Source organism: Sandaracinobacter neustonicus (assembly GCF_006385875.1).
Classification (GTDB): domain Bacteria; phylum Pseudomonadota; class Alphaproteobacteria; order Sphingomonadales; family Sphingomonadaceae; genus Sandaracinobacteroides; species Sandaracinobacteroides neustonicus.
Window position 1 is genome coordinate 44,177 of record NZ_VFSU01000031.1, and the last position, 12,206, is coordinate 56,382.

At 68.1% G+C, this 12,206-nt stretch carries 8 protein-coding genes; 3 read left to right on the forward strand and 5 right to left on the reverse strand.

Features of this window, described 5'->3' with window-relative positions; translation table 11 throughout:
• Positions 1–66 precede the first annotated feature (66 nt).
• Both FJQ54_RS14205 and FJQ54_RS14210 read right to left on the reverse strand, forming a co-directional pair.
• A complete protein-coding gene (locus tag FJQ54_RS14205) occupies positions 67–4,716 on the reverse strand; it encodes an NAD-glutamate dehydrogenase (RefSeq protein WP_140929130.1) in 4,650 nt (1,549 codons plus the stop codon).
• A gap of 141 nt (positions 4,717–4,857) precedes the next feature.
• Positions 4,858–5,541, reverse strand: a complete 684-nt coding sequence (locus FJQ54_RS14210; protein ID WP_140929085.1) for a hypothetical protein — start codon at positions 5,539–5,541, stop codon at positions 4,858–4,860.
• 198 nt (positions 5,542–5,739) lie between these two features.
• Between FJQ54_RS14210 and sseA the strand changes: the two genes are divergently transcribed.
• From sseA to FJQ54_RS14225, 3 genes are read left to right on the forward strand one after another with little or no spacing between them, the layout of a single operon-like run.
• Positions 5,740–6,579: a 3-mercaptopyruvate sulfurtransferase gene (gene sseA, locus FJQ54_RS14215; protein ID WP_140929086.1), complete on the forward strand. Its 840-nt coding sequence runs from the start codon at positions 5,740–5,742 to the stop codon at positions 6,577–6,579.
• Between the two features lie 7 nt (positions 6,580–6,586).
• Positions 6,587–7,780, forward strand: coding sequence for a cystathionine beta-lyase (gene metC / locus FJQ54_RS14220; RefSeq protein ID WP_235890469.1), 1,194 nt, complete (start codon positions 6,587–6,589; stop codon positions 7,778–7,780).
• A complete protein-coding gene (locus FJQ54_RS14225; protein ID WP_140929087.1) occupies positions 7,777–9,204 on the forward strand; it encodes an amidase in 1,428 nt (475 codons plus the stop codon). The genes metC and FJQ54_RS14225 overlap by 4 nt, the downstream gene beginning before the upstream one ends.
• A 755-nt stretch (positions 9,205–9,959) precedes the next feature.
• Here the strand turns inward: FJQ54_RS14225 and FJQ54_RS14230 are convergent.
• From FJQ54_RS14230 to FJQ54_RS14240, 3 genes are read right to left on the reverse strand one after another with little or no spacing between them, the layout of a single operon-like run.
• Entirely contained in the window at positions 9,960–10,733 is a 774-nt protein-coding gene (locus FJQ54_RS14230; RefSeq protein WP_140929088.1) for a segregation and condensation protein A, read from the reverse strand.
• Positions 10,730–11,746, reverse strand: coding sequence for a beta-N-acetylhexosaminidase (gene nagZ, locus FJQ54_RS14235; protein ID WP_140929089.1), 1,017 nt, complete (start codon positions 11,744–11,746; stop codon positions 10,730–10,732). The genes FJQ54_RS14230 and nagZ overlap by 4 nt, the downstream gene beginning before the upstream one ends.
• Positions 11,747–11,765: 19 nt before the next feature.
• Positions 11,766–12,170 (reverse strand): MAPEG family protein, encoded by a 405-nt coding sequence (locus tag FJQ54_RS14240; protein WP_140929090.1) that lies wholly within the window; start codon positions 12,168–12,170, stop codon positions 11,766–11,768.
• Between the last annotated feature and the right edge of the window lie 36 nt (positions 12,171–12,206).

Genomic DNA, 12,206 nt, shown 5'->3' on the forward strand with positions numbered 1-12,206 from the left:
GCAGGGAGCACGGCTCCCTGCCGGGGTGAAGGGGCAGAGCCCCTTCATTTACTCCCCCCAAACCCGTCAACCGATCAGCGCAGCCCTTGCCACTGTTGCCAGATGCGCCAGCATCGCCAGCGTCGGCGCGCCGGTGATGCGGGCGGCTTGTATGGTGCGGGCGATGGCGTCGGCCTGTGCTGCATGGGCTTTCAGCCAGCTGTTGGTTTCCGCCAGCGGGTCTCCGCCTTTGGGCGTCAGGCGGCCGATCAGGTCCAGTCGCATGGTTTCGAAGGCGCGGGCGGCTGTGGCTGCCAGCAGCCGTTCCCAGCTGTCGGCGGGGTGCAGGGCGCGGGTGGCACCGTGCGCCCAGTCGATCCCCAGCGCTTCGCCCAGCCTTGTGTAGGCTTCGGCCGTCTTGCCTTCGTCCAGTTCTAGGTCTGAGGCCAGCGCCACCACGCCTGCTGCGCCGGACAGCGCATTCAGCGTGGCGATCCAGTCCACCACATTCGCCGGGGCACCGGCCAGCGTGAGGCGCTGGCGCACGGCTTCCACCTGCGCGCGCGGTTCCGGGCGCAGCAGCTTGTCCAGCCGGGGCAGCAGTCGCTTCAGGCCGGGGGCGAGGCGGGCGGAGAGCCGCTCGGGGTTTTCCGCGCCGGTGCGCACGGCCAGATCGCCCACCAGCGCGCGGGTGAGGCCGGCGGCTTCGCCATGGAAGATCAGCGCTTGCGCTGCCGGCACCTCTGCGGCGTCGATGGCGGCCCACAGGCTTTCCAGATCGAACAGGGTCCGCGCGGAGACGAAAGCGGCGGCGATGGTGGACAGCGGCAGCCCCAGTTCAGCCGACAGGTCATGCGCCAGCGTCAGCCCGCCGCGATTCACCAGCAAGTTGGCGAGCTTGGTGGCGATGATCTGGCGGCGCAGCTGGTGGCCGCGGATTTCGGCCTCGTAAGGGCCGCGCATCATCGGCGGGAAGGCGCGGAACAGATCCTCTTCCAGCAGCAGGTCGGTCACCAGATCGGATTCGACCAGCGCGTCTTTCAGCTCCATCTTGGTGTAAGACAGCAGCACGGCCAGTTCCGGCCGCGTCAGGCCCCGGCCCAGCCGCTTGCGCTCTTCGATGTCGCGCGGGCCGGGCAGACCTTCCACCTGCCGGTCCAGCCGGCCGGAGGCTTCCAGCATTTCCATCAGCCGCACATGCGCCTGCAGCCGCTCGCGGGCGTTGGCTTCCACCACGGAGAGGATCAGCGTCTGCGCCGAATTGTTGGAGAGCACGAGGGCCGCCACTTCGTCCGTCATCTCGGCCAGCAGCGTGTCGCGCGCGTCCTCCGTCAGCCGCCCGGCGCGGGTGGCCGCGCCCAGCGCGATCTTGATGTTCACTTCATGGTCGGAAGTGTCGACGCCCGCCGAATTGTCGATGAAGTCGGTGTTCAGACGCCCGCCATGGCTGGCGAACTCGATGCGCCCGGCCTGTGTGACGCCAAGGTTCGCACCTTCGCCGATCACCTTCGCGCGCACATCCTGCCCGTTCACCCGCTGCGCGTCGTTGGCGCGGTCCCCAACGTCGCCGTTCGATTCAGACGTCGCCTTGATATAGGTGCCGATGCCGCCGAACCACATCAGGTCCACCGGGGCCTTCAGGATCGCCGTCATCAGTTCGGCCGGGGCCAGCGCTTCGGCGTCGATATTCAGCAGCGCGCGCACTTCGGCCGACAGCGGGATCGATTTCTGGCTGCGCGGGAACACCCCGCCGCCATTGGAAATCAGCTTCGCGTCATAATCGGCCCAGCTGGAGCGCGGCAGCGCGAACAGCCGGGCGCGTTCGGCCCAGCTGGCGGCAGGGTCCGGCGCGGGATCAAGGAAGATGTGGCGGTGATCGAACGCCGCCACCAATTTCAGGCTTTTCGACAGCAGCATGCCGTTGCCGAACACGTCGCCGGACATATCGCCCACGCCCGCCACGGTGACGGGATCGGCCTGCACGTCCACGCCCATTTCGGCGAAGTGGCGGGTCACGGAAACCCATGCCCCGCGCGCGGTGATGCCCATCGCCTTGTGATCGTAACCGACGGAGCCGCCGCTGGCGAAGGCGTCGCCCAGCCAGAAGCCCGCCTCCAGCGCGAGGCCGTTGGCGGTGTCTGAGAAGGTGGCCGTGCCCTTGTCTGCCGCGACCACCAGATAGGGGTCGTCCGCATCCAGTCGCTTCACATGATGCGGCGGTACCACCTTGCCTTCGGCATCCAGATTGTCGGTGATGGAGAGCAGGGTGCGGATGAACAGCTTATAGGCTTCAAGGCCCTCCGCCGCCCATGCGTCGCGGTTGGCGGCGGGATCGGGCAGCTGCTTGGGGAAGAAACCGCCCTTCGCGCCGGTGGGCACGATCACGCTGTTCTTCACCATCTGCGCCTTCACAAGGCCCAGCACTTCGGTGCGGAAATCGTCGCGCCGGTCAGACCAGCGGAGCCCGCCTCGCGCGATAGGGCCGCCGCGCAGGTGGATGCCTTCCACGCGCGGGCTATACACCCAGATTTCGCGCCAGGGCAGCGGCTTGGGCAGGCCCGGCACGCGCGCCGATTCCAGCTTGAAGGCCAGCGCGGCAGGCCCGCCGGGGACGAAGGCATTGGTGCGCAGCATCGCCTGCACCAGCCCCAGGAACAGCCGCAGGATGCGGTCGTCGTCGATCGCCTGCACGGCGTCCAGCGTTTCGCGGAAGCGTTCGCTCGCGGCTTCGGCGGCCTTTTTCGTGCCGTCCGGCGCGTGGTGCGCGCGGAACAGCGCGATCAGCGCCAGCGTGGCGGGCTTGTTGCGCTTCAGCACGTCCACCACGGTCTGCAACGAATAGGCGCTGCCCGTCTGCCGCAGGTAACGGAACCATGCGCGCAACCAGTTGGCCTCCTCCGCCGTCAGCCCGCAGGCCGGGATCAGCGCGTTGAAGCCGTCATTTTCCTGCGTGCCTGTCAGCACCGCGTCGAGCGCCGGGTTCACTACCTGACAGAAGGGCGGCAGTTCGGCGGCGGGCACATTGGCTTCCAGCGTGAAATCGTGGATCCAGCCCAGCTCGCCCCCGGCGAGGTCGTAGGGGACTTCCTCGATCACCCGGAAGCCGAAATTCTCCAGCATCGGCACCGAATCGGACAGCGGGATGATCTCCCCCAGCCGGTAGATTTTCAGCCGGATGATGCTGTCCGGGTCTCCGGCGCGGCGATAGAGCGCCACATGCCGATCATCCGGGGTGGAGAGTTCCGTGAGCCGCAGGATGTCGGCCGCCGCTTCGGCGGGGGTGAATTCGGATCGGTAGCCGGGCGAGAAGGCGCGTCCGTGGGAGAGTGCCAGCCGCGCCGCGCGGATTGCGCCTGCGCGGTCGCGCAGGGCGAGCTCCAGCTCGTCGTCCCAGCCGCGCGTCAGCTGCACGAGCTTCTGGTTCAGCGATGCGGCGTCGGGCGCGGTCGCCACGCCGTCCACCACATAATGCACCCGCGCGAGGCCCTCGGCGCGCAGTTCCGCGTCGAATTTGTCCAGCTTGCCGCCGGTTTCGCCTTCCAGCATGCGGCCGATGCGGGCGCGCAAATCCGCCGAATAGGTTTCGCGCGGGATGTAAACGAGGAAGGAGGCCTTGGCAGAGCGCGAATCATGCCGCGCAAACAACTGCGGGCGGGGGCGGTCCAGCAGGCTCAGCAGCCCGCGCGCCATCTCCAGCAGTTCGTCGGTGTCGATCTGGAACATTTCCTCGCGCGGGAAAGTCTCGATCACATGCGTCAGCGCGCGGCCCGCGTGGCTGCGCGGGGTGAAGCCCAGCTGCTCGGCCACTTCGGCCACCTTGCGCCGCACCAGCGGCACCCGGCGCGGGCTTTCGCGCAGCGCGGCGCTGGCGAACAGGCCCAGGAAATGCACCGCCCCCACCACGCTGCCCTTGGCATCGAAGCGGCGCACGCTGATCACGTCCAGCGGCACGATGCGGTGCACGGTGGAGCGCAGCGGCGATTTGTGGATGCTCAGCGGCTCGCTCGCCCCGGCCTCATCCTGCGGCGCGGGCCAGCGCTCGCGGTCGCGCATCAGCCCCAGCCGCGTTTCGCCATCGGCAAAGCCCAGCAGGGTGAAATTGTCGGAGGCCAGCCATTCAAGGAAGGCGATGGTTTCGGCCAGCACATGCGGGGCAATCGGCGGCGGCCGGTCGTTCAGCTCCCGCGCGGCGGCGCGCAGTTCGCGCAGCATCAGCTGCCAGTCCGTCACGGCGCGGCGCACATCGCCATAGACAAGCCCCAGCTGCTGCGCGAGGTCGGCGCGGCGCTTGGCGGGCGCGCGCTCCACGTCCATCAGGATCAGGCTTTCGCGCGGCGCATCCGGCTCGCCCAGCGCCACCACCCGGCCGTCACCGTCGCGTCGCACCCCCATGATGGGGTGGAACAGCCGCTGAATCTCCAGCCCGAAACTGCCCATCACGGCAGTCGCCGAATCGACGAGGAAGGGCATATCATCGGTGGAGAGCGCGACCGCCATGTGGCGGTTGCCCGCGTCGCCCTCGCCGGAACCGACTTCCACATTGTGCGCGCCCGGCAGCCGCACCGCGAAGGTGCGGAAGGCGAAATCCGCCAGCCGGTCCAGATCGGGGTCCGAAAGCCCCTCGATCTCGGACAGCGCCGCGCTGCCGAACAGCAGGTCGCGGAACTGGCGCTTCAGCGCGGTTGGAAACCTCTGCAGATCCGTAGGCGGGGCCGCCGTTTTCGCCGTGCTGGGCATTCGCATCGTCTCTCTGTCACCTCGGCGGCATCAAATGCCCAACCGTGTCGGAGCTATGCGCCTCCCTTTACAGGGCTTCAAGCAGCGAGGGCGTCGGAATCTTGCGGCGGCTTCCGAATTTTCTGCGGCAATCCATGGGCTTCATCGCGAGTTGTTCGCCAGCCAGGCGATGGCCGCGCCCAGTTCCCGGTGCAGATCGTCCGTTTCCGCCTGCGAGAGCAGGGTGCGCCAGGAAATCAGCGCCACCGCGACGCCGGTCAACCCCTGCCCGGCCTCCGGTGCGAAGGGCAGGGCCACTGCTCGGAACAGGATGGCCGGGCGCGGCCCGCCGATGTCGGGGTCGAAATCGCTGTCCAGATGCAGCGGCTGCCCGGCGGCGATCGCTTCCAGCGCCAGCGCCACGGCGCGCTCGCCCACGCCCAGCGTCGCATTGGCGGACGAGGCCGCCATGTTCATGGCGGTGCCCTCATGTGCGAACTGCATCCGCAGCAACTCTGCACCCACCTCGCGGATCGTCACCAGCCCGCCCCGGCTGCGCTCCACCCGCATCGCCTGCGCGGCAAACGGCGGTGCCAGCAGCGCGGTCGCGCCATCGGCCGATGGCAGCCGCCGCTCCCCGCGCAGCCGCATCCACAGCGCCTGCGCCCTGTTGGACAGCCGTCGCTCGATCCCGGACGGCGGGGCCTCCCCCGCCAGCGCGGTGGCAGAGGCGGCGTCGAACGGCTGCAACGCGCCGCGCCGCCGCCGGGCGGTCGCCCATGGATTCTGGGTTGGATTCGGGGGGTGCAGGCCCTTCTCCGGGCCCAGCACGGGGGTGTCGGCCATCTCCATCCCTTTCGGCATCGGCTGAGATCACGGCCCGCCGCGCCGAAAGTTGCGTGCCTGCTATCAGGTGAGCGCATCATAGCTGACTTGTCCCCGCTACCGGGGGCCGGTAAGAGCCGCAGGGAGAGCTGGCCAAGGCCAGCGCGGCAGAAACAGATGGCCGGAATTTCGACTGGCCAATGGTGACCGGGGGACTTGATGGACGCGATTGTCAGCGCCGAATGGCTGAAGGCCGAGATTTCCAAGAGCGACGTGCGCGTGGTGGATGCCACCCTGTTCCTGCCCGATCATGGCCGCGACGCCCGCGTCGAATTCGAAGCCGCGCACATTCCGGGCGCGGTGTTCTTCGATATCGAGGAAATCGCTGACACGTCGTCCGGCCTGCCGTTCATGCTGCCCAAGCCGGAAAAATTCGCCTCCCGCGCGCAGGCGCTGGGGCTGGGCGATGGCTCGCGCATCGTCGTTTACGATAACTCGCCGCTGCGCACGGCCGCGCGGGCGTGGTGGATGTTCCATTTGTTCGGCGCGCATCAGGTGGCCGTGCTGGATGGCGGGCTGGAGGCGTGGAAGGCAGCCGGCGGCGGGCTGGAAAGCGGCAAGCCGGTGGTGCGCCACCGCCACTTCACGGTGTGGGCGGATATGTCCTCCGTGCGCGATCTGGCCGCCGTGCGCGACAATCTGAAAACCGGCGCGGCGCAACTGGTCGATGCCCGATCGCCCTCGCGCTTTGCCGGTGCGGAGCCGGAAAGCCGCCCCGGCGTGCGCCCCGGCCATATTCCGGGCGCGAAGAACCTTCCCTACAGCGAGCTGTATAATGCAGACGGCACCATCAAGGACGCAGAGGGGCTGAATGCCGCCTTCGCCGCTGCCGGAGTCGATCCGGCGAAGCCGCTGATCGCCACTTGCGGTTCGGGCATCACCGCTTCCAGCATCGTGCTGGCCGCCACCCTGCTGGGTGCGAAAAGCCCGGCGCTGTATGATGGCAGCTGGGCCGAATGGGGCGCGCAGGCGGATACGCCGGTCGTCACGGGGGCCTGAGAGGGGCTTGGCGGAAAAACCCGATAGTTGGGCGGCGCACGCAGGCCGCCGGCCGGAGTGGACACAGAATCGCGAAGGCACCGGCGGGATCGTGAACCCGCCGGTGTGGCGCGCCTCCACCATTCTTTACCCGGACATCGCCTCGATGGACGCTGCCAACGGCCTACAGGACGAAACCCTGTTCTATGGCCGCAAGGGCACCCCCACCACATGGGCGTTGCGCGAAGCGCTGACGGGGCTGGAACCGGGCGCGGCGGGCACCATGCTCTACCCCTCCGGCGTGGCGGCGATTGCCGGGGCCATCCTGTCGGTGGTGAAGCCCGGCGATCATATCCTGCTGCCGGACAGCGCCTATGATCCCACCAGCCTGTTCGGGCAGGGAATGCTGAAACGGCTGAACGTGGAAGCGCAGCCCTATGATCCGCTGATCGGGGCCGGAATCACGCAACTGTTCCGCCCGGAAACCGCGCTGGTGCTGCTGGAATCGCCCGGCTCCCTCACCTTCGAAGTGCAGGATGTGCCCGCCATCGCGGCGGCGGCGAAGGCGGCGGGCATCCCCACCCTGCTGGACAACACATGGGCCGCCAGCCACTTCTTCAAGGGAATCGCGGCGGGTTGCGACATGGTGGTGCAGGCGCTCACCAAATATGTCGGCGGCCATTCGGACCTGATAATGGGCAGTGTGTCCGCCACGGCCGCCTATTTCCCGCGTCTACGCAACACCGCATGGCAGCTGGGGCAGTGCGTTTCGGGCGATGAAGCGGCGCTGGCGTTGCGCGGCTTCCGCACCCTGCCCATGCGCATGGCCCGGCATCAGCAATCCGCGCTCACCGTCGCCCACTGGCTGAAGGCGCACCCTTTGGTGGACCGCGTGCTGCATCCGGCTTTCCCGGATTGCCCGGGGCACGAGATCTGGAAACGTGATTTCTCGGGCAGCTCCGGCCTGTTCGGGGTGGTGCTGAACATCGGCTCGCGCGCGGATGCGCCGCGCTTCTTCGATCAGCTGCAACAGTTCGGAATCGGCTTTAGCTGGGGCGGCTTCGAAAGCATCGCCATTCCCACCAGCCCGGAAAAGATCCGCAGGCTGAACAGCTTCACCCCGTCCGGCCTGAGCCTCAGGCTGTCCATCGGGCTGGAAGACCCGGACGATCTCATCGCAGATTTGTCCGCCGCACTGGACAGGCTGAGGAGCATGGAATGACCGACATCGCATCCCTCTATCGCGACACTGATGCAACGGGCCTGGCCCGGCTGGTGAAGAAGGGGGATGTGACGCGGGAGGAGCTTCTGGAAGCCGCCGTGGAGCGCGTCCGCGCGACGGACCCGCTGCTGGATTATATGGCGCAGGATTGTCTGGATCGCGCGCAGGCGCAGGCGGCCGCGCCGCTGCCGGAATCGCCGCTGGCCGGGGTGCCCTTCCTGGTGAAGGATCTGGGCATCAATATCGCGGGCGTCCGCACCGGGTCCGGCAGCCGCTATCTGGAGCATCTGCCCGTCACCAATTCGCTGTTCGTCGATCGCGCCGACGCCGCCGGGCTGCTCACCTTCGGCAAGACGGCGACGCCGGAACTGGGCCTGACCGTCACCACCGAATCGATCGCCAATGGCCTCACCCGCAATCCGTGGAACAGTGGCAGAACCGCAGGCGGCTCGTCTGGCGGGGCCGCCGTGGCCGTGGCGGTGGGAACCGTGCCGCTGGCGCAGGCGTCAGACGGCGGCGGCTCGGTGCGGGTGCCCGCCAGCTGCTGCGGCCTTCTGGGCCTGAAAACCTCGCGCGGGCGAATCCCGCTCGGCCCGGGCAAGGTGGAGGACTGGAACGGCCTGTCCGGCATCGGCCCGATCAGCCGCACCGTCCGCGACGCTGCCGCCTTTCTGGACGTGTTCGCCCACCCTGCGCCCGGCGATCGCGTGCGCCCCGCCGCCCCCGAGGGCGGCTGGCTGGAAGCGATCCGGCATAAGGCCCCGCGCCTTGATGTCGGCCTGATGCTCACCCCCTATAGCGGCGATCACCTCGATCCAGACGTGCATGGCGTGGTGCATGACACGGCCCTGCTGCTGGGCCGCCTTGGCCACAGCGTGCGTGAAGCCCGCCCCGATGTGGACTGGGCCGCGATGATGGATGCCAACGTCACCAACATCGCCATCTGCACCGCCCGCACGCTGGCCACCCACGCCGAACTGGTCGGCCATGAAGCCGCGCCGGAGTCGATCGAGAAAATCACCGCCATGTGGCGGCACATCGCCGCCAGCCGCAGCGGCGAACAGCTGCAAGCCGCCATCGCCAGCTTCGAAGCCGCCGCCATCGCCGTGGACAGCTTCTTCGAAAGCCACGACCTGCTGCTCAGCCCCACGCTTGCCAAACCTCCGGTGGAACTGGGCGTGCTGCATCTGGATCAGGACGATCCCTCCCGCTTCGGTGCGGAATTCTCCGCCTTTTCACCCTTCGCCTCACTGGCCAACATCAGCGGCTGCCCCGCCATCAACCTGCCGCTGGGCACCAGCCACGACGGCCTGCCCATCGGCGTGATGCTGATGGCCCCCTTTGGCCGCGAAGACCTGCTGCTGCAAATCGCCGCCGAGCTGGAAACGGAAGTGCCGTGGGCAGGGCGGCGGCCGCATATTTGAGGGGGGGCGCTGGGGGCCTCCGGCGGCCCGGGCGCTGCCCGGGACCCGGCAGGGGCGTGACGCCGCTCGCGCGCCCCCAGTTTTTTTGGCGATTGTATCTTTTGCAAACCGAAATCGCCTGCCTGTCTTCCGTTCCGCTCAGGCTGAGCTTGTCGAAGCCCCGGACGTGAATGCTCAACGGCTGAGCAGGTCGGGGGTCGCCCCATGGGGCTTCGACAAGCTCAGCCTGAGCGGGGGAAGAGGGTAGCAGCAAAAGCCGAAAAGTCGGCGGGTTTGCAAAGGATAGAATCGCCGTTTTTTAGCCCCTCCCCTGCAGGGGAGGGGTTGGGGTGGGGGCCATCCGCTTGGCGCGAGGTTGGGGATTTAGTGCCTGCGGCGTTTCAGGGCGTGCACCACCTACCCCTCCACCCGTCGCCCCGGACTTGATCCGGGGGTGGCGGTTGTGGGTGTGGGGAGCGTGGTGGGTTCCTCAGGGGGCCTTCGACCCTTCGACAAGCTCAGGACTCAGGCTGAGCGGGTGGGGCGGTTGGTGGATCAGGCCCGGCGTGGACACCCCCTCTCCAACTCTCCCCCTTGCAGGGGGAGAGAGCCGCGTTGCGCCGCAGGCAATCAAAGTTGATCACTCACACGGCGTTGGAATTAGGCCACCCCGCCAACTTAGAGGGTGCAGGGAAATCATTTCCCTGCCGGGTGCAGGGCAGAGCCCTGCTTGGCCTGTCCCGGACCCGGAGGCAAACTTTCCCGCCAGCCCGCCCCTACCCTGCGCTCCGCATCCGCAGCATCAGCGGCCCGAATGCGCCGCTCTGTGTGAGTTCCGCTTGCCCGGTGCGGGTGAGTTCCAGCGCCGCCACGAACGAGGACGCCAGTGTGGAGCGCGCGAGTTGCCGGTCTTCGGTGGTGGGCAGGAATTTCGCCAGTTCCGTCCAGTCCAGCGCGGTGCCGATCAGGCTGGAGAGGCGTTGCAGCGCGTCTTCCAGCGTGCAGATGGCGCCGCGATTGTGGGGGGTCCATGGGCCGGGCTTGGGCCGCTGGTTCAGCGCGCCATAGGCTTGCAGCAGGTCATAGAGCGTGGCGTCCCATTGCGACTGGCGCACGGTGCGCAGCCCTTCGGGCTTGCCGCGCGCGAACACGTCGCGGCCCAGCAGGTCTCGCTGCATCAGCCTGTCCGCCGCATCGCGCATGGCTTCCAGCCGTTGCAGCCGCCAGCGCAGCCGTTCGGCCAGCAGGTTCGGATCGGGATCGGGCTGTTCTTCGCGCGGCAGCAGCAGGGCGGATTTCAGATAGGCGAGCCATGCCGCCATCACCAGATAATCGGCTGCGATCTCCAGCTTCAGCGCGCGGGCCTTCTGGATGAAGGCCAGATATTGCTCCACCAGCGGCAGGATGGGGATTTTCGCCAGATCGATCTTCTGGTGCCGCGCAAGGTTCAGCAGAAGGTCCAGCGGGCCTTCCCAGCTTTCGAACGAGACGATCAGGGTTTCGGGCAGCGGCGGGGTCCGCGGCGGGTCTTCCGCGAACGGCTGGTTCATGCCGCCGCCAGCAAGGCGTCTCGCCGCTCTGCCAGTTTGGTGACGGTTCCGGCCGGGGCGACCGGCCACGCCATCGCCCGCGCCAGCCGTTCGGCCGCCGTGGCGGAAATCGGCCCCAGCGCATCCGCCACTTCGCGCATTTCTGCGAAATCGCCGGAACAGTGCAGTGCGATGTCGCAGCCCGCCTCGATCACCCCGGTGGCGCGGCCGCCCATCGTGTTGCCGCCCGGCTGCAACCCCAGCGCCTGCATGCCCAGATCGTCTGACATCAGCAAATTATCAAAGCCGATGGAGCCACGGATGATGTCGCGGATGATCGTGGGGGAGAGGGAGGCGCAGAAGGTCTCGTCCCACGCGGTGTAGAGGATATGCGCCGTCATCGCCATCGGCGCATCGGCGAGGCGACGGAACGGGATCAGGTCCGTTTCCAGTTCCTCGGCGCTCGCCGTGACGGTGGGCAGCGCCAGATGCGAATCGAGCGTGCCGCGCCCATGGCCGGGAATATGCTTCACCACCCCAACGCAGCCGCCCAACTTCAGCCCGTCCAGCGTGGCGCGGCCCAGCGAGGCGACCATCGCCGGATCGGTGCCATAGCTGCGGTCGCCGATCACCTCGTGCATGCCTTCGGCTTTTACGTCCAGCAGCGGCAGGCAATCGACGTTCACGCCCAGTTCTGCCAGCATCACGCCCAGCGCCTGCGCATTGGCTCGCGCGGCGGCCATCGCCGTCAGCGGGGCCTTGGCGAATGCTTCGCCGAACATAGCGGGCGGCGGGAATTCCGGCCAGTGCGGCGGCCGCAGCCGCGCCACCCGGCCGCCTTCCTGATCGATCAGGATCGGAACCTGCGCGTTGCCAGACAGCGCGCGCAGCGAATCGGTGAGCGCCCGCACCTGATCGGGCGTGTCGATGTTGCGCTTGAACAGGATGTAACCGGCGGGATCGCAGGCGCGGAACAGCGCACGCTCGTCATCGGTGATATGGGTGCCGGCAAGGCCGAAGAAGGCGGGAATCATCGACCGTCCATGCCTCTCCTCATGCCGCGCCGCAAGACGCGCAGGGCGGGAATCCCCGCGCGATCACCAGCAGGGCCAGCGCGGCGACGGCCAGATAGGTCAGCACCGCCCCCAGAAAGCGCGGCGCGTTCGGGGCAGGGCGGCTCATCCCCAGCGGGTGCAGCAGCCGCGCGCCCACCAGCAGCGCCGCCAGCGCGATGACAATCGGGGTGGCTCCCGCGCTGCGCTCCGCCAGCGCCAGCAGTATCAGGCCGATGGGCACCCACTCCGCGCAGTTGGCGTGCGCCCGCACCCGGGCCAGCAACTCCGCGTCTCCGCCATCGCCCAGCGATATGCCCGCCGCGCGCCGACGGATGGAAATGCGCAGCGCCAGAGCCACAAGCAACAGGCCCAATATCCCCGCCGAAATCATCGTCACCGGCATGTTTCCGCTCTCCCCTTCGCGCTTGCCACTTGCCTT